The organism is Rhizobium sp. 10PS4 (assembly GCF_032464805.1).
GTDB lineage: Bacteria > Pseudomonadota > Alphaproteobacteria > Rhizobiales > Rhizobiaceae > Rhizobium > Rhizobium laguerreae.
The window spans coordinates 1-24,616 of the sequence record NZ_JAWDIW010000019.1 but is presented as its reverse complement, the minus strand read 5'-3'; the positions used below and the strand labels follow the sequence as shown (position 1 = coordinate 24,616).

Sequence of the window (24,616 nt, the reverse complement as noted above, 5' to 3'; positions counted from 1 at the left end):
AGCCGTGCGTCGGTTTTGCGATCGTATCAAACAAAGACCTCAAGCGTGGCGCGCATCAGAAAGATCGCGGCACGCTTCGACTATTCGGCCTTCTTCTCAAAGGCGCCGGTAAGCTGCCGACACTCCCTGAGAAGCGCCGCGTCCTCACCCGCGCCAATTATCCGACGGTGTTACCCTGCCCTTCCGCGACAATGCGACGAAGCGGATGATGCTCGCCAATATGCTGATCGACGAAGCGCTGCGGCGAATCGCCCGCTGATTATTCCGCCTGCCCGTCCTTGGAAGGCTTTTCAGCGGTCGCAGCAGGCCCTTCTTCTTCTTCTTCGGCGTCAGGCTGCACGACCGGCTCGGTGGCTGGTGGCTGCGGCTTGAAGGTCCAGAACAATATGTAGAAGGAATAGGCGCCCGCCCCGCCCGCGAGCACGCCCCAGAACGGATCGCCGGTGACGAACTCGACCACGGCCCAGCCAAAGCAGACGGCAACGATGGCAACTCGCACCCAGAGGCGCCGGTATGCCGGATGGTTCGGATCGATCAGCTGCATCTTTACCCCGCGCTCGGATATGTCGCACTGCCCTCGGCCTGTGCCGCGCTTGTCTCTAAAGCCTTTCCTGGCCAGATTAAAGTATTCTGTTGGCTCAAACGGTATCGAATGTTCGACAAGCCGGCTCCAGCAGAACGCTTCAATCCGAGCCGGAAATGCTCCGGGTCGAATCTTGCAAATGTGAAAGATCCGAGGCCTTGACGCGACGCAGAGAAGGTGGAATGAAAATTCCAGAAATTTTACAATTCGGTTTATTTGTTCCGAATTCAAGGGAGGTTGGAATGACAGTGAGATTTGGTCTTCTTGGCGCCGGCCGCATCGGCAAGGTTCATGCGAAGGCTGTCAGCGGCGACGCCAATGCAAAGCTCGTCGCGGTCGCCGACGCCTTTCCGCAGGCAGCTGAAGCCATCGCCTCCGCCTATGGCTGCGAGGTCCGCACCATCGAGGCGATCGAGGCAGCCAAGGACATCGACGCCGTCGTCATCTGCACGCCGACGGATACCCATGCCGATCTGATCGAGCGCTTCGCCCGCGCCGGCAAGGCGATCTTCTGCGAAAAGCCGATCGACCTCGACGTCGCCCGCGTCAAGGCCTGCATCAAGGTGGTGGAAGAGACCGGCGCCAAGCTGATGGTCGGCTTCAACCGCCGCTTCGATCCGCATTTCATGGCTGTCCGCAAGGTCATCGACGAAGGCAAGATCGGCGATGTCGAGATGGTGACGATCACCTCGCGCGATCCCGGCGCCCCGCCGGTCGATTACATCAAGCGCTCGGGCGGCATCTTCCGCGACATGACGATCCACGATTTCGACATGGCTCGCTTCCTGCTCGGCGAAGAACCGGTGTCGGTTTTCGCGACCGCCGCCGTGCTCGTCGACAAGGCAATCGGCGAAGCCGGCGACTATGACAGCGTCTCGGTGATCCTGCAGACGAAATCCGGCAAGCAGACCGTCATCTCCAACTCCCGCCGCGCCACCTACGGCTATGACCAGCGCATCGAGGTGCATGGTTCCAAGGGCCTCGTCTCGGCCGAGAACCAGCGGCCGGTCTCCATCGAAGTCGCAAACGGCGAAGGCTACACCCGCCCGCCGCTGCATGACTTCTTCATGACCCGTTACACCGAAGCCTATGCCAACGAGATCGCCGGCTTCATCGCCGCGATCGAGAGGGGCACCAAGATCTCTCCATCGGGCGCCGATGGTCTCGCAGCGCTGGCACTCGCCGATGCCGCGGTCCTGTCCGTCAAGGAAGGCAAGCTCATCAAGATCGGCTGACGGCTCTCTCCCGACCGGAAGCCATGCATGAGATGGCCGGGCGCCCGCCCGGCCATTTCGCGTTTAATGAAGCGCGCGGGCGGGCCTCAAAAGACCCCTCCCCAACCCCTCCCCACAGGTGGGAGGGGCTAACCTGCGGCACCTGCGCCGCCCATCCCGAAACGCCGAAGATTTGGAAAGCGAGTGCGGCAGTTTAAGTCCCTCCCCCTTGTGGGGAGGGGTTGGGGAGGGGTTTTCTTTGGGGTACAGACCGGGCTGATGAATGAAACTGATAGCTTTGACCTGTGCCGAAGCCCAATCATTCGTCCTCAGCGATGCATCCTCAATCCGCTCCCTGAACGCCCGAGACAACGATATCCTCGTCGATCACCGACAGCGCCCGGTTCAGATGTCCTTCGAAGACGAGGATCTGCTCGTCGGCCACCACCCTGATCTCGGGCATGCCTTCCATGCGCACGATATGCGATTGCCCCAGACCCTCTTCGATCCCTTGCCGGAGAAGGTCGTAATAACGCGTGCCCGGCCCGGTGATGGCGATCGGCATGCGCTCCGTCAGGCTCAGCATGCGCGAGAGCCCGTTGCCGAGCGCCAGCCCCGCCTGGCGGAAGGCGAAGGCGGGGACCCGGTGACCCTGTCGCGCCTTTGCGGCGATCTTGTCCAGTTCCGCCACCGGCACGAACTTTGCCGGGATCGTATCGAGCGGCACCTCGAAGGCGCTGCGCAGGATCGCGTAGAAACCGGCATAGGCCTCGATGCAGCCGCGGGTGCCGCAGCGGCAGAGTCCACCATTGGCCATGTGCAGCATGTGCCCGAAATTGGGCGCCGATATCTCCTGGCCTGTCTGGTTCCCGCGCCTGACGATGCCGAGCCCGACGCTATGGCCGAGCGAAAGGGCGGCGAGCGAACGGAAAGCGGCGCCCTTCACCATCTCTTCACGCGCGCCGAGCGCGGCTGCGACCAGCAGCGTCTCGTTGTCGAGGATGACCTTGGCCTGCCAATCCGGCCGGAGTGCCGATTCGAAATCGATCTGGTCGCTGCCGAAGATCGGCGACCAGACGAGAACCGGCTCCGTGGAATTGACCAGCCCCTTGCTGCTGATCGAAATCAGCAGCACCTTTTCTTGGCTGATCTTCGAGCGATCGAGAATGCGCAAAAGCCCGGCCCGCACCGCCGCGACGAAGCGTACGGCGCCTGCCGGATCATGCGAACGTTCCTCGCTGAAGCGGTCGATCAGCTTGCCGGCATAATCGACCAGCGAATATTGCACCGCATCCGAGGAGATGATGACGACGATGAGATAACCGCAATCGCGCCGCTGGCGCAGCAGCACGCGCGGCCGGCCGCGGCCGCTTGCCGGCTGCTGTTCCGATTTTTCGATGATCTGGGCTTTTTCCAGCTCAGTGGTGATCGCCGAAATGGTGGCCGACGAAAGCCGGGTGAAATCGGATATTTCGGTATGCGCGAGCGCACCGTGGCGGCGCAGCACAGACAGCACGAGCACGCTGTTTCGCTGCCGGACCAGCTCCGTGCTCGACTTGGTCAGCATGAATGCCGCCCTCTCCCCTGCTTACTCCGCCCTCGGCTTTCCACTGCATCTCCAGCCGGTGTTTCGCAAGGAAATTAAGCCGGCAGTGCCGTGTTGACAGTTGAAAAAATCTCTGACACTAAATTTCTCGACTGTCGAGAAAAAAATCCAAACCTTTCTCGACAGCTTTTCGCGGTGGCCGGAGGAAGCATGGGCTGGGCCGGTCGCAATCCACTCGGGAGGACATTATGAAGTCTATTTTGAAATTGATGGCCGGTGCTGCCATCCTCGTTTCCGTGCATACCGCTGCCATGGCTGCCGATCTCGTCGTCGGTGTTTCCTGGTCGAATTTCCAGGAAGAGCGCTGGAAGACGGACGAAGCCGCCATCAAGAAGGCTCTCGAAGCCAAGGGTGCCAAATATATTTCCGCTGACGCGCAGTCTTCTGCCGCAAAGCAGCTTACCGACGTCGAATCGTTGATCTCGCAGGGCGCCAACGCGCTGATCATTCTCGCCCAGGACTCCGATGCGATCGGCCCGGCCATCGAAAAGGCCGCCGCTGAAGGTATCCCCGTCGTCGGCTATGACCGCCTGATCGAAAACCCGGCTGCTTTCTACATTACCTTCGATAACAAGGAAGTCGGCCGCCTGCAGGCTGAAGGCGTTTTCAAGGCCAAGCCGGAAGGCAACTACGTTTTCATCAAGGGCTCGTCTTCCGATCCGAACGCAGATTTCCTGTTTTCGGGCCAGCAGGAAGTCCTGAAGGCCGCCATCGATGCCGGCAAGATCAAGAATGTCGGCGAGGCCTATACCGACGGCTGGCTGCCGGAGAACGCTCAGCGCAACATGGAGCAGTTCCTGACCGCCAACAACAACAAGGTTGACGCCGTTGTTGCTTCGAACGACGGCACCGCCGGTGGCGCCATCGCTGCTCTCGACGCACAGGGCCTCGCCGGCTCCGTTCCGGTTTCCGGCCAGGACGGTGACAAGGCAGCGCTCAACCGCATCGCTCTCGGCACGCAGACGGTTTCCGTCTGGAAGGACAGCCGCGAACTCGGCCAACGCGCCGCTGAAATCGCACTCGACCTCGCCGGCGGCAAGGACATGAGCAAGATCGACGGCGCCCAGGCTTTCAAGGGCGGCCCCAAGGGCGTCGAAATGCAGTCGGTCTTCCTGAAGCCGCTTGCGATCACCAAGGAAAACCTGAACGTCGTCATCGACGCCGGCTGGATTTCCAAGGCTGAAGCCTGCCAGGGCGTGAAGGCCGACAGCGTCGCTGCCTGCAAGTAAGCAAGCTCTGCACTGAAATTGCCGGCGCCGCAGCGGAACACCGTTGCGGCGCCGGATGCGGATGAGAATTCGATCGACGAAGTTTCTCCGCCTCGCCGCACCATCGCGGGTTTTCATTCCCTGCCGGAAGGGTGTCGCAACGCCACGCGACCGGCTTCCGGAAGCATCGCGATGGTGAGTTGAAGAACAGACGCATGACGCCGATGGCAGCCTCTAGCACGACGGCGCATCCGTCCAAACAAAGTGGGGGAACGGCAAACCCATGGCCGAAATGGTAAAATCCACAACATCAAGCGGACCGCGAGCGGCGGAAGCCAATCTGGTGACCCGCTTCTTCCGCGCCACCGAGATCGACACGCGTCTGCTCGGCATGATCGGCGCGCTGATCATCATCTGGATCGGTTTCCACATCATCACCGGCGGCCTCTTCCTGACCCCGCGCAATCTCTGGAACCTCTCGGTCCAGACCACCGACATCGCCGTCATGACGACGGGCATGGTGCTGATCATCGTCACCCGCAACATCGACCTGTCGGTCGGTTCCGTGCTCGGCCTCTGCGGCATGATCATGGGCGTGACGCAGGCCAAGATCCTGCCGGAATATATCGGCTTCGACAGCCCCTTCACCTGGGCGATCACGCTGCTGGTCGGATTGGCGGCAGGCTGCCTGATCGGCGCCTTCCAGGGCATCATCATCGCCTTCCTCAACGTTCCCTCCTTCATCGTCACGCTCGGCGGCCTGCTCGTCTGGCGCGGCGCCACCTGGCTCGTCACCAGCGGCCAGACGGTTGCCCCGATGGACCAGACCTTCCGCATTATGGGCGGCGGTGCTGAGGGCTCGATCGGCGCCACCTGGAGCTGGATCGTCGGCATCTGCGCCTGCCTTTTCGTCATCGCCAGCATCGTCGGCTCGCGCCGGCAGCGCCGCCGCTTCGGTTTCCCACGCCGGCCGATATGGGCTGAATATTTCCTCGCCGTCCTGAGCTGCGTGCTCATCCTCGGCGCGGTCTGGATCGCCAACAGCTACTACTGGCCGATCAACATCGCCAAGAAATATGCCGAGACCAACAATATTCCCTGGCCCGAAACCGGCCTGGATATCCCCTACGGCATCGCCGTGCCGGTGCTGATCGCGATCGTCGTCGGCATCATCATGACCTTCATCGCGACAAGGCTGCGCTTCGGCCGCTACGTCTTCGCGATTGGCGGCAACCCCGAAGCGGCCGAGCTCGCCGGCATCAAGACCCGCTGGGTCACCGTGCGCATTTTCGCGCTGATGGGCATTCTCGCAGCCATCGCGGCGGCGATCTCCACCGCCCGCCTCAACGCCGCAACGAACTCGCAGGGTACGCTCGACGAGCTCTACACCATCGCCGCCGCCGTCATCGGCGGAACGTCGCTGGCAGGCGGCACCGGCACCATCGCCGGCGCCATGCTCGGCGCGCTCGTCATGCAGTCGTTGCAATCGGGCATGGTGCTGGCGCATGTCGACACGCCGCTGCAGAGCGTCGTCGTCGGCACCGTCCTCGTCGTAGCGGTTTGGCTCGACACCGTCTATCGCTCCCGTGCCAAGTGAGAGGAGCCCAAAACATGGCTGATCAACGCACTCCCCTCGTGGAACTGAAAAACATCTCGATCTCCTTCGGCGGCATTCACGCCGTGGACAATGCCTCCGTCGATCTCTATCCCGGCGAAGTCGTGGCATTGCTCGGGCACAACGGCGCCGGCAAGTCGACGCTCATCAAGATCCTCTCCGGCGCCTACAAGCGCGATGGCGGCGAGATCCTGATCAACGGCGAGCCCGCCGACATCCGCAATCCGCGCGATGCCAAGAAATACGGCATCGAGACGATCTACCAGACGCTCGCCGTCGCCGACAATGTCGACGCCGCCGCCAACCTCTATCTCGGCCGCGAGCTGAAGACCCGCTGGGGCACGCTCGACGACGTCGCGATGGAAGCCTCGGCCCGCGAGGTGATGGGGCGGCTGAACCCCAACTTCAAGCGCTTCAAGGAGCCGGTGAAGGCGCTTTCGGGCGGTCAGCGGCAATCGGTGGCGATCGCCCGTGCGATCCTCTTCAATGCCCGCATCCTGATCATGGACGAGCCGACGGCGGCCCTCGGCCCTCAGGAGACGGCGCAGGTCGGCGAGCTGATCAAGCAGCTGAAGAAGGAAGGCATCGGCATCTTCCTCATCAGTCACGACATCCACGACGTCTTCGACCTCGCCGACCGCGTCTCGGTGATGAAGAACGGCCAGGTCGTCGGCCACGCCCGCACCGAGGACGTGACCAAGGACGAAGTCCTCGGCATGATCATCCTCGGCAAGGTGCCGCCAAAGGCGATCCCCGGCCCCGGCGCCATGCAGATCTGACCGCCGCCAGACGATCCGACTCGCCAACCACGCTCCGCCGCCCGCAAGGCCGGCGGAGTTTTCATGCAACGTTCCTCGGGTCTGACGGATAAAAACACCCGCCAAACCGCAAGCACCCGTATTTCTGAGAATTTCGCGATTGAAGCCGGCTGCAAGCTAGGCTAAGAACCACCCATCGGACAGGCGATTCAGACCGCCTTAGGCATGCACCCGTAGCTCAGCTGGATAGAGTGTTGGATTCCGATTCCAAAGGTCACAGGTTCGAATCCTGTCGGGTGCGCCACTTCCCCTTGGGTCCGTTCTGGACACATAGGTTACGGTTTATTCCTGAGACATAGGTAACACTTTTGAGCCGAAAGGGTTCGGCAGTGGTTCCAGTCTGCATGTCTCGTCATCGAAGTATCCCAGGTCGTAATCCATGAAGCTTGCGAGCCATATGTGGTCTTCGACCTGTTTGATTCCAACGGACTGCCCGGTGACCGTCAATGGATATCAGTAGCGCTTGTCGGCGAGCATGAACTCGCTCTTGTAATCGGCGCACCACAGGTCGTTGGGTTGGCGAGGTTGGGAGAGTGGCGTTCCGACAGCTCTGTTGCGCCGTCGCTTGCGGTGCTGGACCAGCCCGTTGCGGTCGAGCACCGCATGCGGTCGCTCCCCTCGCCCTTGTCCCGCTGTCGCCAATCCTATCGCTTTTCGGCCGATCGCAGCACCCCTACAAGGATTCGACCATCGGTGAAGTACGGATCCCCACCGCCGTTCCGACCATCTCTTGTCGCACCGACGCCTGCGCGCTCGTAGGTCATGGAGATCTGCCCGGCGGCCTTGAGGTCGCCGATCACCAGTTCGCGCTCGGCGTCAAGATCGGGCCCGATATGGTGGGTGATCTGCCCGGTGTCGTGGCTGACGCCGACGCCGCGGTCGAAGCTCGCGGAGCCCAGCCACAGCGGCTGGCCGTCGGCGCCGACGGTCGCCGTTTGCCAGAGGCGTATGTGGTGGCGCTCGTCAGCGCTACGCGCGACAGACTTTTCGAAAGCCAGATCCTGCTTCCGGCCGTCGAAGAACAGCGGGCTGACGGGTGCATCGAGATCCGGACGATCAAGCGCCACGCTCAGGCCGATTTCAACCGAGGAGAGCAACGTTATCCTGTCGGCGGGATCCCAGCCCGAGGCGGCGAAGGCCTTGATCACCTGCTGCTTCGGGCCGACGACGCCGACGTTGATCGGGTCGCCCGGAATGTCGTCGCCGGTCGTGGTGACCATCCGGCTGAGATCGGCAACAGTGCTCCGGTCGCGGAAGATCCAAAGCTCCGGCATGACCAGGTAGCAGACGAGCAGATAGGCCACGAAGACGGCGGCAAGAACGCCCACAGCCGACTTCCATCTGCCTCGACTGCTTCTCCCCTGTTCCATTGCAATGTGCCGCTCCCGACTTCAGTAACAGGGCGGATACGGATAGTAGCCGCACGGGGGGTGATAGTAGTATGGCGCGGAGGCCGCCGCAGCACCGATGGCCGCGCCCGTCGCGACCGCGGCGCCGTAGCGGGCCGCCGGGTGCGCATACCAGCCGCCATGAAAGCCGACCGCACCCACGCCAACCACGCCGACGCGCCCCATTCCGGCGCGCGCCACGAACATGTCGATGAAAAGCGAAGCCGGGCCATTGACCTTTGCGAGTTCGCCCTCGAGAACCTGGACGTCAAAGGTCAGCGTGCCGCCATCCAGCTTTGGCTTGGTCAGGACCACGACCGCGTCTTCGACAGCGGTGCCATCACTGCTCATGACCGAGATCGTCGCGTTCGGCGGGTCGACCGCGAAGCTGTCCTTGCCCTCGTCCCATTCCTTGATGAACTCGGTCGTGAGAACATGTCCGGCCGATCGTACCGGACGATCGGCGAACACGATGGAGTTCGGAGTGACGCCTGTCATGGTCAGTTTGCCGTCGACCAGCGTCGCCCCTCCGGAATTGAGGACGGCAAGCGACGGCACCATCTTCGTGGCCGTGGTCGCTCCAATGGTCTTGGCGGCGGGTGCCGTGATCGCGTCTTCGGCCTGCGCCGCTCCTGCGAACGACACGAGGTAGGCTACGGCGAGAGTGCCGATCCGTATATGGCGTTTCATGGAGAATTCTCCTTTTTGCTACTTCACCAGACCGAGGTTCACCAGCTGGACGCGCCGATTGTCGGCGGCCTGCGGGTTCGACGGATCCACGAGCCACTCCTCGCCGACGCCGATCGCGAACAGACGGTCCGGGGCGATGGCGAAGGTCGTCGACAGCGCCTCCGTGATTGCGTTCGCCCGCTTCTGGCTGAGGTCCAGATTGTGCTTGGCGTCGCCCGTCGAGCTCGTGTGTCCGACGACAAGGAACTTGTAGCGCCGCAGGTTCGGATGATGCAGGGCGTCGGCGATCATGCCGACGGTGCGATAGGATTTAGGTTCGATGGCGATGGAGTCGTTCTCGAAGTCGATCTCGACGATGAGCTGCGACAGCTTCGAAAGTTTCTGCCAGTCGGGAAGCGCGGCGACGCCCTTGCCTGCGCTCGCCGCCGCTTCTTCCATAAGCAATGCAATGTCGATGCCGGGAGCCCCTCCCTGCAATCTGTCGAGCGTACGCACCACCTGCGGACCGCTCAGTTCCTGGGCGAACGAGTGGCCGGGTGCCAGCAGCAGCCCGGCGGCAAATATCGTCGCAAGTCTAAAGCTCTTCATGATCCTGTGTCCCTTCAACATCGTTCACCGCCAGCCGGCGTCGATGATCGCCTGGCCGCACTGGCCTTCGTTCACGCGCGTCGCCTTGTTCAGGCAGGAAAGAATGTTTCCCTCGCCCACCACGCCACTGCAGAACTGCGCGACATAGTGCTTGCACATCGCGGTGAACGACGACTGGGCGGCAAGGCGCTGCTCGATCGAGGTGGTGACGCTCGCCAGTGTCGACGTGCAGGTCGGCGAGACTTTTGCGGCATGGGACTCGAGACAGTTCTGGATGCGGCCGCTTCCGAGGTTCAGGCCCTTGCAGAACTTCTTGATGTCGGATCCGCAGTCGTTGGCGAGCGTGCTCACCGCGTCGGCGAAGCTGATGGTATCGGCACGGGCCGCCCCGGTGAGCGCCAGGAACGCGACCAGCGCCCCTCCTAACAGTCTGGTTCTCGTCGACATGCTACCCCCATCGTGAACGATTGATCGTCGGAGAAACTCTCCGCACGTATCTGGTGCGCCTTCGGGGGTGAGAAGGGAAGTATGTTACGGTTACACGAACCGTAGGACACGGCGTTCAACGCGAAGGAGTCGACTTCCGGCGAGCACTTCGCCATCTGTCGCGTGAATATCCTCGAGCACATCCAGAGGCGAGACGTCGACCGCCGCCGTCGGGAGGCCGCGCACGCCGATGTCGCCATTCGCCGGTATGCTTGCCGCTCTTCATCGTGATGCAGAAACCGCCGCCGCACGGCTCAATCGCGGCGGCGTCGCCGAGCGTCGTCTTCCAGTTTCCGACGATCGGCTCGGCTGCGCTCGCCAGTCCGGTCGACATCAGCAGCGCTGTGACGGAGATCAGGATGGGTTTCACGGTAAGGTCTCCTCGCATGGCTGGCCCGCCACCGGGCCGATGACCGAATGGATCACACATGCTCTGCCGACCGGCAGGATGAGAATATCATCGTGCTCAGTGGTCTGGATGAATCGGGCGACCGGCGAACGATCGGTTTCGGCAACATCAGGGGGTGCCCTGAGTTGGAGGGCCATGAGGATAGTCCAAACTTCTGAGGATAGAGCTGGAGTTTGTTCAGCGAACCTTTCCAGTTCCGACGCATCGGATGCCTCATTCCCAGCTGGCCTGCCCTATTGATTGATCCGGGCTTAAGGTCGATGCATGTTCTGGTCAGCCGCTAGGCGGGAGTTGAAGTCACCTGTTCGGGGAGACTGAAGGTCGGGAGCGGTTGTAACCGTTTCAGAGCGGCGGGGATTTCAGAGCAGCACACAATGCGCTCGATGCTCTCCTCCCGCGGGCGCAGGGTCGGACTGCGCTTGGGATGATCCGCATCCTCAATCCGCCGAGCTCACGCATCCACTCGTTAGCAATTTATTGACCATAAGCTGGCTTTACTGAGCGTGATGGATGCGGAGATTCCCGCACGCCGTCGAGTGTTTGGTGTAGGACGGAATTGTTCGTGTTGAAGTATCCAGTGCAAGGATTATCGGGCGGAGCCTTGGGCGGAATTGCCACGCTCCTGTCGCGTGCGGAACGGTTCGTCGCAAAGACCATTCTGCCGGCTCTGTTTGCGCTGCCGGCACTTGTCGGCTCCGCATCATTTGCCTCGGCGGAAGATCGTGCCCTGAAGCTGTTCTTTACCCATACGGGCGAGAGGGCCACGATTACCTACAAGCGGGACGGAAAGTTCGATCCGAAGGGCCTCGCCCAGATCAATCGCTTTCTGCGCGACTGGCGAAGGAACGAGCCGACCCGGATGGATCCCCGACTGCTCGACCTGGTCTGGGAAGTATACAAGCGCAGCGGCGGCAAGGACTACATCCACATCGTCTCCGCCTATCGTTCGCCCACCACCAACAACATGCTCCGCAACCGCTCGCGCAGCACGGGCGTCGCCAAGAAGAGCCAGCACATGCTGGGCAAGGCGATGGATTTCTACGTTCCCGGCGTGAAGCTTTCGACGCTGCGTGCGCTTGCAATGCAGATGCAGGTCGGCGGTGTCGGATATTATCCGACCTCGGGATCGCCCTTCGTGCATCTCGACGTCGGCAACGTCAGGGCCTGGCCCCGCATGTCCCGGCAGGAACTCGCCCGAATATTTCCGAATGGGCAGACGATACATCTTCCGGCCGACGGCCGGCCTCTGCCTGGATATAATCAGGCGGTTGCGAATCACAGGAAACGCGGCAGCCCTAGCTCAATCCAGATCGCCAGCATCGCTGGAGAAGACGAAGACGTGAGCGCGTCGACCAGGTCGAACGGCGATACCACAGACAATAAACTCGTGACGGCGCTTCTGCCCACGCCGAAAAGCCGTGCATTGAATGCGCTCGCGCTGCAGACCGGCCCCACCCCGCGAGATGACAAACGGTCCGCTGGGGATGTTCCATCTTTCCCGATTCCGATACCAGCGACGCGGCCGCCCGCCCTGGAGCACAACGCAGATATGGATGACAAAATAGAGACTGCGTCGATCGGTCCAATTGATGTCCTTCCGGAGAAACCGGCGTCTGCATTGCCAGCCTATGCCCGCTTCGAACCCCGCCTTGTTGCACACCAGGCCTCCAAGCAGGGCACGAACATGATCGCCTCCCTGCCCATGACCGCTTCCTGGGAAGAAGCAAATTTCCTCGGATCGACGTCCGAAGCGGCGCTGATGAAATGGGCGCTGCATTCTCCTGGCGAGGTGATGGGATTGAGCGCGCCTCGCATTTCCCCACGCACGGTTCATCGTGAGGTCAATGTCGCGACATCCGGTGAGGATATCATTCCGGTCGCCGCCCAGTTCGATGCCAACCGGCTTGTCTCGTCCCCGGAGGGCTGACCTCATCGTCAAGGCTTGATGCGCAGCACGAAGCCGGTCAGAAGCGCCAGAACGGCCACGGTGGAACCGGGCTGGCGGTCCCGAGAAACCAGGTGCCGCCGCCCAGTGCCAGAAGCCTGTGCGGTCACCAGCAACAGCCGAGCGGCACCACGAAGGCGTGACATTCCATGTATCTGCGTATGGCCGACTAGATTTTTTAGGATCTCCTAAACAATTGCCACACCTTATGGGCGATGCGCGCGTATCGGCCCGAAAATCGGAATCTATGCTCAAGAAAAATGAGGTAGATCCAATGTGTTAAAGCGTTGTCCAGGCGCTTGAAAAGACGACGACGATCGTTTCTGCGCGCGGAAAATTCAGACCAAAGTCCGATCCAACCCCGGACTTCGTGCCCATACCAAACGTTCAATCGCTGTAATAACAATAATATATCTTGAAGTAATGAGGCGCGTTGATGTGAGAAGCGTATCAATTTCTGGCAGAGCCGGCTTCATTGGATCGCCTGTGACCGACTTCTACTTAGGAAGCGCTGTCCGGAAACTGGTTGTTGTTGACAATGTTTACACTGGACCTTTCGAAAATATAGCACACATCAAGGATCCCGGTTGCCGCCGAGCGACCTGCTTGTCGATGAGCAACCTCAGCTCTGGATCCGGCACGCGTCGGAGAGGTTCTCGAAACCATCCGGGTTCCTTCGATCGTGCCCGCAGATGGGGGCGGACTTCTCATGGCACGGATAGTCGAGATAGGGCAGGTCGTGATGATCGCGCAACGCTCATCTGTAGTATCCGGTCCGGCGCGGTCGCTCGTTATCGAGCGCGGCATCGGCAGCGACAATCACCTTAAAGTAGGTACATTTAACGATTAACATTAATGAGTGAGTATTTCTTAGAACTCCTCTAAATAATTGCCATGCATTACAGGCGATGCTAATAAACAGGCACATTTCTCAAGTCACGAGGCGCAATGCAATGAAAAGCGTATTGATTTCTGGCGGGGCTGGCTTCATCGGATCCCACTTGTGTGATCGACTTTTGCTGAGGACGGACATTCAGAAGCTGGTCGTTGTTGACAACCTCTGGACCGGGCTTTTCGAAAATATCGCGCACATCAGAGACCCCCGTTTCCATTTCGTGAAATCCGACGTCGAGACGCTGCAGACGTCGGATAAATTCGACGAAATCTATCACCTTGCATCCCCCGCATCGCCGCCGTGGTACATGAAGGAGCCGAAGAGGACGATTTCCGCCAATCTTCTCGGGGCGTTCCGGTTGCTCGACTTACTGAAGAAGGGTGGACGTTTCGGTTTCACCTCTTCTTCCGAAGTCTATGGCGATCCTCTGGTGTCGCCGCAGCCGGAATCCTATAAGGGCCAGGTCGACTGCACCGGACCTCGCTCATCCTACGACGAGAGCAAACGATGCACGGAGTCGCTGCTGTTCGAGATGCAGCGTACCCAGGGGCTCGACGTCAAGATCGTTCGCCCCTTCAACATCTATGGCCCGCGGACACGGTCCGACGATGGCCGCGCAGTCTCCAACTTCATCACCCAGGCGCTTTCGGGCCGGCCGATTACCGTGTTCGGCGACGGCCTTCAGTCTCGCAGCTGGGGCTATGTCGATGACGTTGTCGATGGTTTCGCGCGATATTTCTGGATGAATGAAACCGACTATAAGGGGCCTCTGAACGTCGGCAATGATCGCGAGATTTCGGTTCTCGAAGTCGCGCAATATGTCTCCAGACTTGTTGGCGGCGTGCCGATCGTCTTCGAACCGTCACCGCCGCAGGACCCCACGAACAGACGGCCGGATTTGACCAATGCGCACTATGTCATGCCCGAGTGGTCGTGCAAAATCACCTACGAACAGGGCGTGGCGATGACTCTCGACTGGTTCAGGGACCAAATGAGGCACGCCGCGGAATAAACCATGTCGGCTTTCGAGACTCGCGTCTTGGATGCGCGCGGCGTATGTTCACGGTGCGATTGAGAGAGTGATGATGCGAGAAGCAATTCCGTCCGATCTGAAGGATATGAGTTTTCCCGTACCGATTCACTATCTCGATCTCGCCTCCTCTCGTCTCGATGCCGTTTCGCCCCCGATCTCCGATGGGCTCGTGGTCTTTCTGTCGGATGGTCTTCCCGTCGGACAGACCTATATCGAAAGGCCAGAGACGGCTGCCGCACTCGCCGAGCGTATCGTGCGGCCCGAGACCCTCGAGCATGCGCGTCATGTCACACAAACCCCGGTGCGCAACCGCGATGTCAGCATTCTGATTTGCACCAAGGACCGGCCGGAGGAGCTACGTCGGTGCTTGGCCTCGATCCCCAAACAGTCGCTCGGCCCCATCGAGATCATCGTGGTGGATAACGCCTCCGCCGGTGATGCGACACGTCGTGTGGTGGAGGAATCGGGCGCAACCTATGTCCGTGAAGATCGGGTCGGGCTGGATTATGCGCGCAACGCTGCGGTTCGTGCGGCGAGAACCGAATTCGTCGCGTTTACGGACGATGACGTCGTCCTCCACGAGCGCTGGCTGGAAAACCTGATGAAGGGGTTCGATCTGCCGGAGATCGCCTGCGTAACCGGGTTGGTTCTTCCCGGAGAACTTGCAACGCCCGCACAATTTATCTTCGAAAAGCATTGGAGCTTTGGCAGGGGTTATCTGCGGCAGGATTTCGATCAGGATTTCTATGGCCTACACAGGCGTTACGGCGCTCCGGTCTGGACGATCGGAGCCGGCGCAAGTCAGGCCTTCCGACGCAAGGTCTTCGAGGAGATCGGCCTGTTCGATGTCCGCCTGGATATGGGCGCGGCCGGATGCTCGGGCGATTCCGAATACTGGAACCGGCTTCTCCATCATGGCCATGTCTGCCGCTACGAGCCGACAGCTGTATCCTGGCATTTTCATCGCAAGGATATGAAAGGGCTCGCCAAACAGATCTACCAATATATGAGCGGCCATATCGCGGCGCTGCTCGTCCAGTATCAGAATACCGGAAACGGCGGCAACCTCAGGCGCATCCTCATCTCCTTTCCGAAATATTATGCCGGACGGCTCCGCAAACGCCTGCGCAAAGGCGCGACGTCGCATGACTTCTTCTTGAAGCAGGAAATGCTCGGAAGCGTAAACGGCGCTCTATACGTTCTGCGGCGATGGAAGAGGCCCGCATGGTAATCGCCGCGACGCCTGACATTTCATTCCTTATCCCCGCCTACAATGCAGCCGATACGCTTGCCGAATGCCTTGCCAGCCTGCAGCAGCAGACGCGATCGAACTGGCAGGCGGTCGTGGTCGATGACGGTTCGACCGACCGCACCTGGGAGGTGCTTGAGGGCATAGCAAGAACGGATAGCCGTATTCGCCTCGCCCGTCAGCCGAATGCCGGCGCCGCTGCGGCGCGAAACCACGCTGCACGCCTTGCGGTCGCTCCCCTGCTCTGCATGCTGGATGCCGACGACTGGCTGGATCCGACCTTCATCGAAAACATGCAGCCGGTGGCAGAGGATGCATCTCCACCTGTTCTCGCCTATTGCGATTATCGTCGCGTTGCTCCGGGCGGCCGGCTGCTGCGGGTAGAACAGGCTCCCATCTTGACGGGAGATGCCGCCAAGCGCGAATTCTCCTCCTTCTGCGCCCTTGCCATCCATACGGTCGTCTTTCCCAAAAGCCTTTTCGAGCTTTTGGAAGGCATGGATGAAACCTTGCAGACCGGCGAGGAATGGGATCTCTGGCTCCGCATGGCCTTTGCAGGCGCCGAATTTTGCCATGTGGACAAGTGCCTCGCATTCTATCGCATGAAGGCCGGTTCGCTGTCCGGCGATCCGGTCAAACTGGTGCGCGACGCGGTTCGCGTGACGACGAAAGCGCAGGCGCTGCAGATGCAGGAGGGCTTGTCGGCCGGGGGGCCGGAGACAGGTTGGATCACGCCTCCCGTCAGCCAACTGCGCATGCTCGCCTGGGTCGTCGCGGCCAAGCTCGATCCGGCTTTGGATATTGCAGCTCTTGCAGCGCTTCTGCCTGACATACCGGACGCCGCGGGTTATGAAAACCTTTTTGCCGGCGTGATCCTCCATGGCCTGCAGACAGGGCTCTTTATCGATCGGGCAGACGGTCTCATCGATGTTCTCGATAAATGGCGACCGACGTTCCTTTCGCTCATCCAGCTGATTCAGAATCATTCCATGCCTGGCGCTGGGCGCAAGATCATTGACGCCGTTTCTTGGCACATATCCGCCGCAAACCCCTTGCGGTCATTCACGCTTGGCAATGTCCAGGTGGTCAGTGTCGCGCTCGAAACGCTTTCGCGAATCCCCAAGGCCGAACCATCAGACACGCTCGTCATGCACGCCATGTCCGGCGGACAACATGTCGGCTCCTTTGTCGGGCCATTCTGGGGCGATCTTTCGATCCGGGCGCAGATCAGGCTGATCATGCATGAGATGCAGGCAGACGAGCATCTGCAAACGCCCCACGCACTCGCCTATGCCAGCTCCTGGACAAGGGAGGCATTGCGCGGCTACAGGACCTTCGGCGGACTGATCATCAAAAGCGGCCGGCGGCGAGGGCGTCTCGAAAGGTTTTTGGTGCGTGTCGGACGCAATGCCCTCCTTGCCACAGCGTCCGGCGACAAACAGGACAATGACGCCCGGATTTCCGAAATCCTGCGGGATTTCGAACATCGACTGGCACCGCCGTTTCGAAATTCTCCCGAGCCAAGGTCGGAGAAAAGAAAACAGACTGCTCCCACTCAGTCGGAAGAGGAATACTGGGAGCATATGTTCGAACGCCCGGATCCGTGGAATTACATCTCGGTCTACGAGCAAGTCAAATATGCGCAGACGTTGAGCCTGATCCCGGAAGGGATCGAAAAGGCCCTCGAACTCGCCTGCGCCGAAGGAATCTTTACTGAGAAGCTGGCGCCAAAGGTCGGTCGGCTGACGGCCACCGATATTTCCCAGCGCGCGATCGACAGGGCGATCAAGCGGTGCCGCGACCATGGTAACGTCGAGCTTCGTGTTCTCGATTTCGTCAAAAGCGATGTTCCGCCCGAGCAGGATCTCGTTATCTGTTCCGAAGTCCTCTACTATATGAAGGATGAGGAGATGCTTGCGGCCGTCTGCCGGAAGATGGCCGCAGCAGTGAAGCCGGACGGCTACCTAATCACTGCCCACGCGCATATCCGCCAGGACGAACCCGGCCGAACCGGTTTCGATTGGGGCCATCCTTTCGGTGTCGAGACGATAAAACGGGTTTTTGCCGCGCAGGCCGGCCTCGCCCTGGAAGAGACGATCGACACCGAGCTTTACGCCATCCACCGATTCAGGAAAGGTGCCGTGGCCGATCCCGCCCTGCGGATCGAAGCGCACGGAGCCCCATTGGATACGGATGTGGCAAAGCACATTATCTGCGGACCGGCGGGCATCGCGCGCGAGGCGGCATGGAAGACGGAGGTGACCACCTCGGTTCCCATTCTGATGTATCACAGGATCGCAGAAGACGGCCCCGCTGCACTCCGGCGCTTCCGCACGCCGCCGGAGATTTTCCGCAAGCAGATGCAGTTCCTGAGGCGACAGGGCTATTACAGCGTGACCGCGCAGAACCTGGCAAATCTTCTGCGCAGCGGCAAGCCGATCCAGGGCCGACCTGTGATGCTGAGTTTCGACGACGCCTATCTGGATTTCCAGACGAACGCCTACCCGATCCTTGCCGAGAATGATTTCAGCGCCGACGTGTTCGTCGTGACCGATAAGGTCGGCGGTCGGTCAGATTGGGATTCCGCCCATGGAGAACCTGCACCGCTGATGTCGTGGTCGCAAATTCAGGAATTGCACCAAAAGGGCATCAGCTTCGGCTCCCACCTCGCATCCCACACACCAGCCAGTGCGATTGATAACGAAGCCCTGCTGGCCGAAGCCATATTATCGCGCGACGCGCTGCAGAGCCGGCTGGGCGCCCCGGTGGAATCGATCGCACTTCCTTATGGCGGGACAGACTTCAGGGTCCCAGGCATTCTGGCGCTTGCCGGCTATAGCGTCGGCTTCACGACCCGGCCGGCGAAGGCTACCTTCTCCGATAATTTCTTCGCTCTGCCGCGCTTCGAGGTGCGCGGGGATCGCCCGCTTGAAGCCTTCCCTGAACTCATCGGCCTGCCGGGAGCCTTTATCGGATGACAAAGCCATGACTGCCGCAGCATCCCCCTTGGTCACCATCGTCATACCGGCTTACAATGCCGAGAAGACGCTTGTCGAAACATTGCGAAGCGTCTCTGCCCAGTCCTACGACAAGCTCGAAATCCTGGTGGTCGACGACGGATCGCGGGACGGCACCTTCGATCTTGCGCGCGACTATGGCTTGACCGATCGCCGTGTCCGTGTTCTCCGCCAGGACAATGGTGGGGTTGCGCGGGCGCGCAACCACGGCATCAAAGAGGCGCGCGGCTTCTATATAGCCCCTGTCGATGCCGATGACGTGTGGCATCCCAGCAAGATCGAGCTCCAGCTTGAGGCAGTGCTGAAATTTCCCCACGGAAACGGAGTTGCCTACAATTGGTATGCGGCGATCAACGAAAACGGCATCATTTTCGGCCATTCGCGCCCGGTCCTGCATCAAGGAAACATCTTCGAACCGCTGTTGCGGGAAAATTTCATCGGCAATGGCAGCACGCCCTTGATGCCGCGGGCGGAGATTCTTCGCTGCGGCGGCTATGACGCCGGCCTGCGCGACAACGGCGCCGAGGGGTGTGAGGATCTGAAACTTTATCTGGCGCTCGCCGAAACGCTGCCCTTCGCGCTGGTACCCGATTTTCTGACCGGCTATCGTTTTACCAAGGGCAACATGTCCAGCAATGCCTATCGGATGCTGAAGTCCCACGCCTTGGTGATGGCGCCGATCATCGCCCGCTATCCACATTTTGAGCGTGATATCCGGACCGCCGAATTCAACACCGCCTCCTGGTATTTCAAAAAGGCGTTTCTCGACGACGATTATGCGCAGCTCAAAAAGCTGGCGCCGATGATGGTGAGCAAATACCCCTCACGCCTTATCGTCCATGGCATGCAGCAGGGATGGCGGCAGGTAAAACGCCACGGCATACGGATAGCGAGGCGCGCCCTGGGCAAGCCTCCGGCCCGACCCAAAACCCGCTTCGCCGCGGTCATCCCGCAAGCCGGAACAGCTTTCCGCGATCGATACGCCGGCATGCCGGCCAGGGAAGCGCCCAGCCCCATCGCTCAGCGGGTGGCCGACAATGAATAGGTTTCGAAAACCTGCATCCGCCAAGCCGGCCACCGCCTACAACCTGATCGTGGCAGCTCGGTTCCGCGAGCTTCGGCAACTCGTGCCGGCGCTGCGGTTCAAGATGACGGTGATGATCGTCCTCGGAATTCTCACCGGCCTTTCGGAAATGATCGGGATAACCCTTCTGGTCAGCCTGGTCTTTCTTCTCGGGCAGCAAGGCCCGGTTTCCGGCTCCGCCATTGCATGGCTCCCGGCGTTTTTCGGCAACATCGACCTCAGCCTTTCCAAGCCTGTCCTGATCGGCATTCTCATCGGCTCCATCCTCCTGCGGATTTTTCTGGGATGCGCCAACTCGCTCATCTCGAGCGCGATCAATCATCGGATTAGCGACAGGATGCGGGATCGCCTCTACGCTAAGGTCCTGGCTATTCCTTTCCAGCGATTTCAGGACTATGAGCGGAGCGACCTGATCAACGTCATCGCCACGGAATCCTATGCGGTCTCTTCGGCGCATGCCAGCCTGGTGCGGTTGGGGGTTAATTTCGGCACGATCGTGATCTTCGGCGTCGGCATGGTGGTCATGGCCTGGCCGATCGCTTTGCTCGGGCTCATCTTCGGCGTCCTCCATAATTTCGCATTAGGCTTCTTTGCCGGCGCCTACCGGCGCGTGGGAGCCTCGGCGGTGGCGGCAGTGGAGGCATTGACGCAACTGAGCTGGACAACGCTGCAAACTGCCAAGGCCGTCAAAAGCTTCGGCCTCGAGAAGCGCCACCAGCAGCTCTTCGCGGCGCTTTCCAGGGAGGTCGGCCAGACTTGGCGCCGGTCGGACTGGATGGGCGCGACGACGTCGCTTGTGAGCGAAATCCTGACGTTCGGTGTCATCCTGACGATCATTCTATCCTCGGAATTCCTGCCGGTGGATTTCAAGGCGGCGCTCTCGGCCACGATCCTTCTCTACAGGCTGCAGCCGCATATCAAAGGATTCGATTCCCAGATTCTGAGTCTTTACGAGATGGAAGCGTCCCTGCAAAACGTCCTGGCGCTGCTTGCGGAGAAGGATGACATCAAACTGACCTCGCAAGGAGAGCCGGTCACCCGCCTGGCGGAGGCGATTGTCTTCCACAAAGTCTCGTTCGCCTATGAGCGGTCGAACGCCCCGGCTGTTGACGATCTCAGCTTCTCGATCAGGGCAGGCGAAACGACGGCTCTGACGGGGCCGAGCGGCTCCGGCAAAACCACAATCCTCAACATGATACTCGATCTCAATCCGCCGACCCAAGGCATGATCACCGTTGATGGCAGGGACCTCGCAACCATTGACCGTTCCAGCTGGCTGGAGCTGCTCTCCGTGTCGGGTCAGGACGTTGAACTGATGGAGGGCACAGTCCTCGACAACATCCGGTTTCGTCGCGATATCTCGGAGCAGGATATCCGCTGGGCGGCCGACGTGGCCTGCGCAACGGAGTTCATCAACGATCTGCCGTATGGCTTCGATGAATGGCTGGGCGACGAGGCGATCCGGCTTTCGGGCGGACAAAGGCAACGCATAGGCCTGGCGCGCGCGCTCGCCGGCCGGCCTCAGATCCTGCTGTTGGACGAAGCGACGAGCGCGCTCGACGAAGATACCGAGATGCGGGTGTTTTCGGCGATGAAAGAAGACGCCGGCAGAACGCTCATCGTCGTTAGCCATCGGCCCGCTGTGGCCAGGCTGATGAAGAATCGGATCGATCTCCGCCCCCCCGCTCCCACGTCGAAGCTCGGGTGACGGAGATGGATATGTCAACGATGTCCGGGATTTGGGTGGCCGTCGTGATCCCCGCCTATAACGCCAGAGACTACCTTGCCCAGACGCTCCAGTCTGTCATCGACCAGACCCACAAGGCGCTGGAGATCGTCATCGTCGACGACGGCTCGACGGACGACACAGCCTCGATCTGTCGCCATTTTGCCGCGAGTGATCCAAGGATCCGGATTGTCTCGACTGAAAACCGTGGCGTCGCCGCGGCTCGCAACACTGGGATTGAAGCATCGAAATCCGACTATATCGCCTTCCTCGATGCCGACGACCTGTGGCATCCGACCTATATCGAAAGAATGCTTTCGGCTCTCCATCCCCTGCCGAACACCTGGGGCGCGGTCTATGCTCTTCACCGTCTCATCGATCCCGAGGGATATTGCATGAGATCCGGTTCGTCACTGAACGCCAGGGACACCATTTTCACCCGTCATCTCGTATTCCGCTTCGTCGGCAATGGCAGCGGCTTCATGGTTCGCCGCGCAGTCATTGAGAAGATCGGTGGCTACGATCCAAGTTATGCCAGGCAGGGTATCGGAGGATGCGAGGATTTCGACTTCGAACTTCGTACAGCTGAGCATTTCAAGATCGAGACGGTGCCGTTAGGTCTAGTGGGATATCGTGTTCATTCAGCAGCCATGTCTTCCGACAGGTCGCAAATGGCGCTATCGCTTCTGGCTGTGACGGAGCAATGTATCGCCCGCAATCCACAGCTTCCAACTTTTGTCGTCAATTGCGCCCGCGCGTCGGCGAATCTTTATGCATTTTCAAAATTTGCCGCATTGAAAGATTGGCGCCGCGCCGCGACCTCACTCAAGCACATTTATCATCATAGCCCAATGCTTGCTTCCGGCATCCTGTTCAAATTGATCCTTTCAAAAGCCGACAGAGCCGCACGCAGGACATTGTTCAAAGCCTGGCCAGTCAAGGAACAAAAGGGAAAGAATTTCAGGAAATTCGAAGAGATAGACCCACTTGTCCCATTGGTTGGCGGTTGGACACGCTTCAGGACGAAGGCATTGTTAAGGCACTTGTCGGAGATCGATCGGTCCGGCCAATGCTCTGCGGCGGCCTCGTCGCAGGAGGCTTGATGCCTGCCGACTACACATCTGTTGGTGGCGCCAGCGCCGGCGGCAGTTTTTCGCCCGGCTGCTCAAAAATCTAAAGGTTTAACAACCCATCACTTCAAACAGCGTGGCGACTACCTCGCCACCTTCTATTACGAATTTGATAATTAATCAGAATAGTAATAGCAAATAAGAGAACAAGATATAAAAAAAGCAATTACCCCAATAATGATCTGTGACAATACAGAGTTTTACTGTAATCATCCTTATGCACGTGCAAGCATTCTTAGCAGAGGACCCGTCACCCACCCCGGCGGGTCCTCGACTTTGCTTTTTTGGCTGATTGCCACAAATGCGACAGCCGTTATCGCTGCATCGGCATAAATAGATTTCACCGCGGATGGCGATACTATCGCTGTTGAGTTCGGTTTGATCAGAAAATCCCCCGTCATCGGCAAGTGAAGAGCAAAATTCGGGTTCTATTCCGTCAATATTTCGACCATCGCCTCAATTCACCTCGGTGATGCTTCCGGATCCGCAATGAAATTGCGGAGGCAGAAAGATCATCATCAATTCGAGATTACTATCCGATAGAATTTCATAAGCATCACTGCCGCAATTAAGAACAACAAATCAAATGATTACCATTATGTATAAACTTAATCGTCTTACAATTGATTTTTAAATACAACCATTGTCTGAAATTAATAATTTTACCTTTTGATAAATTTTATCCTAATGAACTCAATTATCGATTTTATTTATTGTGAATACACTTTAAAGGAGCATCAGCATTACCTTCGACTTGGGAACAGAAGATCTACCGAAAGCTACTTCTGCCGCCGGGCTCTCAACAACCCCGGCAAATGCCTGCATCATCGGTGAGATTGGTCACCGCCGATGGCCCAACAATCCTGGGACGGTCGCGAGGAGAAAAGTTGCCGATGCAAAACACGACCGCTGGACTGAAGTGTAATATATTGATAAATAAAGGGTATCTCTTATCTGCCTGCGACCTGCACCGAACAGGTCGGCCAACAGCATTCGGTCTGGATTTTCAAAAGTCGACATATGAGCCTGGGCTCGCAATTGAAATACCGGCACAAAACTCAACGACCTAAGACATTCCTGTCCTCTTTGACGAGCCTCCCGATACGACACAAGCGATTGCTCGCGGCGCAGTTGACATGTCCTGATTCAACACGCGGGCGGCCTGTAAGATGGCTGACCTGTGTCGAAATGGTCGCACCTCCCAAACGAATTAACCCTTCATAAAGCATTTGCTTGCTCAACTTATAATTTGTGTCATGGTCACTGTAAGTAGTGAGGGAGCCGACCTGATGAGTGATATAGCATCGCAGATTCCGGAATTTGGTTACGATGAGCGCGTGATGATCTGCCGGAAGCAGATCGAGAAGGCGGTCTATCAGTTCATTGCAAATACGAAGGTCGAGGGATGCGATCCGGCGGAAGTCGCAATGGCCATCGCAGACATTGCCGACGATTACATTCTGTTGCTGGCCCAGAAGCGCAACCTGACCCATTGAGATGAAGGGTCGGTCGTTGATCGGCTGGTCGTGCAGAAGACATTGAGTGCGAAATCGCGCCGCCTCCCTGCCCGGAGGCAACGTCAGCGAGGCCGCTTACCTCTCGCTTGAAACCATCCGTGAGACGAATAGCTTCCGAATAAGCGCCAGCGGCCGGAAACGAGCCGGGCTTCCCTAACCGACAATTGACCCGAAGCGCCGAAGCATGGGCACATACCAAGCGTCCGTTTCCGCGCGCTTGCGCCCAAGCACACGCAATAACCCCGAAAATCGAAGCTCGCTTTCGGGGTTATGCGCGCGTTTGAAGTGATGGAGCGTTCTCGTCGCGTCTGACCGGACGCGCCGTACTAGGCCGTAGTGACGATTTAACTATTTGAGCCAGATAGCGATAGCGGCGAGTTTAACGAAGCCCATGAAGTTTGCGAGCAGCTTGTCG

General features: G+C 59.4%; 20 protein-coding genes, 1 tRNA gene and 1 pseudogene. 13 read left to right on the top strand and 9 right to left on the bottom strand.

The window, feature by feature from the left end:
* Nucleotides 1–259: 259 nt before the first annotated feature.
* Nucleotides 260–544 (bottom strand): hypothetical protein, encoded by a 285-nt coding sequence (locus RWJ89_RS29930; RefSeq protein WP_027664007.1) that lies wholly within the window; start codon nucleotides 542–544, stop codon nucleotides 260–262.
* A 281-nt stretch (nucleotides 545–825) separates the two neighbouring features.
* On the opposite strand from RWJ89_RS29930, the gene iolG reads away from it, so the two are divergent.
* Entirely contained in the window at nucleotides 826–1,818 is a 993-nt protein-coding gene (gene iolG, locus RWJ89_RS29925) for an inositol 2-dehydrogenase (protein WP_077979006.1), read from the top strand.
* 322 nt (nucleotides 1,819–2,140) lie between these two features.
* On the opposite strand, the gene RWJ89_RS29920 is transcribed toward iolG, so the two are convergent.
* Nucleotides 2,141–3,364, bottom strand: a complete 1,224-nt coding sequence (locus RWJ89_RS29920; RefSeq protein ID WP_316031887.1) for an ROK family transcriptional regulator — start codon at nucleotides 3,362–3,364, stop codon at nucleotides 2,141–2,143.
* A gap of 227 nt (nucleotides 3,365–3,591) precedes the next feature.
* On the opposite strand from RWJ89_RS29920, the gene xylF reads away from it, so the two are divergent.
* The 4 genes from xylF to RWJ89_RS29900 all read left to right on the top strand — a co-directional run bounded on the left by xylF (nucleotide 3,592) and on the right by RWJ89_RS29900 (nucleotide 7,288).
* Nucleotides 3,592–4,632, top strand: a complete 1,041-nt coding sequence (xylF, locus tag RWJ89_RS29915) for a D-xylose ABC transporter substrate-binding protein (RefSeq protein WP_011653094.1) — start codon at nucleotides 3,592–3,594, stop codon at nucleotides 4,630–4,632.
* Between the two features lie 262 nt (nucleotides 4,633–4,894).
* The gene (locus tag RWJ89_RS29910) at nucleotides 4,895–6,208 is read left to right on the top strand and encodes a sugar ABC transporter permease (protein ID WP_168257936.1); all 1,314 of its coding nucleotides are present in this window, start codon (nucleotides 4,895–4,897) and stop codon (nucleotides 6,206–6,208) included.
* Nucleotides 6,209–6,222: 14 nt separating this feature from the next.
* The gene (locus RWJ89_RS29905; RefSeq protein WP_003542059.1) at nucleotides 6,223–7,005 is read left to right on the top strand and encodes an ATP-binding cassette domain-containing protein; all 783 of its coding nucleotides are present in this window, start codon (nucleotides 6,223–6,225) and stop codon (nucleotides 7,003–7,005) included.
* A 206-nt stretch (nucleotides 7,006–7,211) separates the two neighbouring features.
* Nucleotides 7,212–7,288, top strand: a tRNA-Arg gene (locus RWJ89_RS29900).
* 38 nt (nucleotides 7,289–7,326) lie between these two features.
* Here RWJ89_RS29900 and RWJ89_RS33310 read toward each other — a convergent pair.
* The 6 genes and pseudogenes from RWJ89_RS33310 to RWJ89_RS29870 all read right to left on the bottom strand — a co-directional run.
* A pseudogene (locus tag RWJ89_RS33310) lies at nucleotides 7,327–7,650 on the bottom strand (hypothetical protein); the annotation flags it as partial.
* A gap of 38 nt (nucleotides 7,651–7,688) precedes the next feature.
* On the bottom strand, nucleotides 7,689–8,414 hold the full coding sequence (locus RWJ89_RS29890) for an LssY C-terminal domain-containing protein (protein WP_316031886.1): 726 nt from the start codon (nucleotides 8,412–8,414) through the stop codon (nucleotides 7,689–7,691).
* A gap of 21 nt (nucleotides 8,415–8,435) precedes the next feature.
* Nucleotides 8,436–9,122, bottom strand: a complete 687-nt coding sequence (locus tag RWJ89_RS29885; protein ID WP_132612895.1) for a hypothetical protein — start codon at nucleotides 9,120–9,122, stop codon at nucleotides 8,436–8,438.
* Between the two features lie 18 nt (nucleotides 9,123–9,140).
* On the bottom strand, nucleotides 9,141–9,710 hold the full coding sequence (locus RWJ89_RS29880) for an OmpA family protein (protein WP_132612897.1): 570 nt from the start codon (nucleotides 9,708–9,710) through the stop codon (nucleotides 9,141–9,143).
* A gap of 24 nt (nucleotides 9,711–9,734) precedes the next feature.
* On the bottom strand, nucleotides 9,735–10,157 hold the full coding sequence (locus RWJ89_RS29875; protein WP_222011306.1) for a cysteine rich repeat-containing protein: 423 nt from the start codon (nucleotides 10,155–10,157) through the stop codon (nucleotides 9,735–9,737).
* A 115-nt stretch (nucleotides 10,158–10,272) separates the two neighbouring features.
* Nucleotides 10,273–10,530: a hypothetical protein gene (locus RWJ89_RS29870; protein ID WP_246644887.1), complete on the bottom strand. Its 258-nt coding sequence runs from the start codon at nucleotides 10,528–10,530 to the stop codon at nucleotides 10,273–10,275.
* Between the two features lie 631 nt (nucleotides 10,531–11,161).
* Here RWJ89_RS29870 and RWJ89_RS29865 point away from each other — a divergent pair.
* On the top strand, nucleotides 11,162–12,532 hold the full coding sequence (locus tag RWJ89_RS29865) for a DUF882 domain-containing protein (protein WP_316031885.1): 1,371 nt from the start codon (nucleotides 11,162–11,164) through the stop codon (nucleotides 12,530–12,532).
* An 8-nt stretch (nucleotides 12,533–12,540) separates the two neighbouring features.
* On the opposite strand, the gene RWJ89_RS29860 is transcribed toward RWJ89_RS29865, so the two are convergent.
* A complete protein-coding gene (locus tag RWJ89_RS29860; protein ID WP_222000751.1) occupies nucleotides 12,541–12,696 on the bottom strand; it encodes a hypothetical protein in 156 nt (51 codons plus the stop codon).
* Nucleotides 12,697–13,503: 807 nt separating this feature from the next.
* Between RWJ89_RS29860 and RWJ89_RS29850 the strand changes: the two genes are divergently transcribed.
* From RWJ89_RS29850 to RWJ89_RS29820, 7 genes are all read left to right on the top strand, one after another.
* Nucleotides 13,504–14,457: an NAD-dependent epimerase/dehydratase family protein gene (locus RWJ89_RS29850; protein WP_131644878.1), complete on the top strand. Its 954-nt coding sequence runs from the start codon at nucleotides 13,504–13,506 to the stop codon at nucleotides 14,455–14,457.
* A gap of 31 nt (nucleotides 14,458–14,488) precedes the next feature.
* Nucleotides 14,489–15,709 (top strand): glycosyltransferase family 2 protein, encoded by a 1,221-nt coding sequence (locus RWJ89_RS29845; protein WP_222000750.1) that lies wholly within the window; start codon nucleotides 14,489–14,491, stop codon nucleotides 15,707–15,709.
* The gene (locus RWJ89_RS29840) at nucleotides 15,703–18,705 is read left to right on the top strand and encodes a trifunctional glycosyltransferase/class I SAM-dependent methyltransferase/polysaccharide deacetylase (RefSeq protein ID WP_222000749.1); all 3,003 of its coding nucleotides are present in this window, start codon (nucleotides 15,703–15,705) and stop codon (nucleotides 18,703–18,705) included. The genes RWJ89_RS29845 and RWJ89_RS29840 overlap by 7 nt, the downstream gene beginning before the upstream one ends.
* Nucleotides 18,706–18,712: 7 nt before the next feature.
* Nucleotides 18,713–19,789 carry a glycosyltransferase family 2 protein gene (locus RWJ89_RS29835; RefSeq protein ID WP_316031884.1) on the top strand — a complete coding sequence of 359 codons (1,077 nt, stop codon included), beginning with the start codon at nucleotides 18,713–18,715 and terminating at the stop codon, nucleotides 19,787–19,789.
* Nucleotides 19,782–21,536 (top strand): ABC transporter ATP-binding protein, encoded by a 1,755-nt coding sequence (locus RWJ89_RS29830; RefSeq protein ID WP_316031883.1) that lies wholly within the window; start codon nucleotides 19,782–19,784, stop codon nucleotides 21,534–21,536. Before RWJ89_RS29835 ends, RWJ89_RS29830 begins: the two co-directional genes overlap by 8 nt.
* Nucleotides 21,533–22,657 carry a glycosyltransferase family 2 protein gene (locus RWJ89_RS29825; protein ID WP_222000747.1) on the top strand — a complete coding sequence of 375 codons (1,125 nt, stop codon included), beginning with the start codon at nucleotides 21,533–21,535 and terminating at the stop codon, nucleotides 22,655–22,657. Before RWJ89_RS29830 ends, RWJ89_RS29825 begins: the two co-directional genes overlap by 4 nt.
* Before the next feature lie 1,316 nt (nucleotides 22,658–23,973).
* Nucleotides 23,974–24,180, top strand: a complete 207-nt coding sequence (locus RWJ89_RS29820) for a hypothetical protein (RefSeq protein ID WP_003542083.1) — start codon at nucleotides 23,974–23,976, stop codon at nucleotides 24,178–24,180.
* Nucleotides 24,181–24,616: the final 436 nt, after the last annotated feature.

Excerpts from the sequence above, each read along its gene's own strand:
- RWJ89_RS29930 (WP_027664007.1), bottom strand. The coding sequence starts at position 544 with ATGCAGCTGATCGATCCGAACCATCCGGCATACCGGCGCCTCTGGGTG.
- iolG (WP_077979006.1), top strand. The coding sequence starts at position 826 with ATGACAGTGAGATTTGGTCTTCTTGGCGCCGGCCGCATCGGCAAGGTT.
- RWJ89_RS29920 (WP_316031887.1), bottom strand. The coding sequence starts at position 3,364 with ATGCTGACCAAGTCGAGCACGGAGCTGGTCCGGCAGCGAAACAGCGTG.
- xylF (WP_011653094.1), top strand. The coding sequence starts at position 3,592 with ATGAAGTCTATTTTGAAATTGATGGCCGGTGCTGCCATCCTCGTTTCC.
- RWJ89_RS29910 (WP_168257936.1), top strand. The coding sequence starts at position 4,895 with ATGGCCGAAATGGTAAAATCCACAACATCAAGCGGACCGCGAGCGGCG.
- RWJ89_RS29905 (WP_003542059.1), top strand. The coding sequence starts at position 6,223 with ATGGCTGATCAACGCACTCCCCTCGTGGAACTGAAAAACATCTCGATC.
- RWJ89_RS29890 (WP_316031886.1), bottom strand. The coding sequence starts at position 8,414 with ATGGAACAGGGGAGAAGCAGTCGAGGCAGATGGAAGTCGGCTGTGGGC.
- RWJ89_RS29885 (WP_132612895.1), bottom strand. The coding sequence starts at position 9,122 with ATGAAACGCCATATACGGATCGGCACTCTCGCCGTAGCCTACCTCGTG.
- RWJ89_RS29880 (WP_132612897.1), bottom strand. The coding sequence starts at position 9,710 with ATGAAGAGCTTTAGACTTGCGACGATATTTGCCGCCGGGCTGCTGCTG.
- RWJ89_RS29875 (WP_222011306.1), bottom strand. The coding sequence starts at position 10,157 with ATGTCGACGAGAACCAGACTGTTAGGAGGGGCGCTGGTCGCGTTCCTG.
- RWJ89_RS29870 (WP_246644887.1), bottom strand. The coding sequence starts at position 10,530 with ATGTCGACCGGACTGGCGAGCGCAGCCGAGCCGATCGTCGGAAACTGG.
- RWJ89_RS29860 (WP_222000751.1), bottom strand. The coding sequence starts at position 12,696 with ATGTCACGCCTTCGTGGTGCCGCTCGGCTGTTGCTGGTGACCGCACAG.
- RWJ89_RS29850 (WP_131644878.1), top strand. The coding sequence starts at position 13,504 with ATGAAAAGCGTATTGATTTCTGGCGGGGCTGGCTTCATCGGATCCCAC.
- RWJ89_RS29845 (WP_222000750.1), top strand. The coding sequence starts at position 14,489 with ATGCGCGCGGCGTATGTTCACGGTGCGATTGAGAGAGTGATGATGCGA.
- RWJ89_RS29840 (WP_222000749.1), top strand. The coding sequence starts at position 15,703 with ATGGTAATCGCCGCGACGCCTGACATTTCATTCCTTATCCCCGCCTAC.
- RWJ89_RS29835 (WP_316031884.1), top strand. The coding sequence starts at position 18,713 with ATGACTGCCGCAGCATCCCCCTTGGTCACCATCGTCATACCGGCTTAC.
- RWJ89_RS29830 (WP_316031883.1), top strand. The coding sequence starts at position 19,782 with ATGAATAGGTTTCGAAAACCTGCATCCGCCAAGCCGGCCACCGCCTAC.
- RWJ89_RS29820 (WP_003542083.1), top strand. The coding sequence starts at position 23,974 with ATGAGTGATATAGCATCGCAGATTCCGGAATTTGGTTACGATGAGCGC.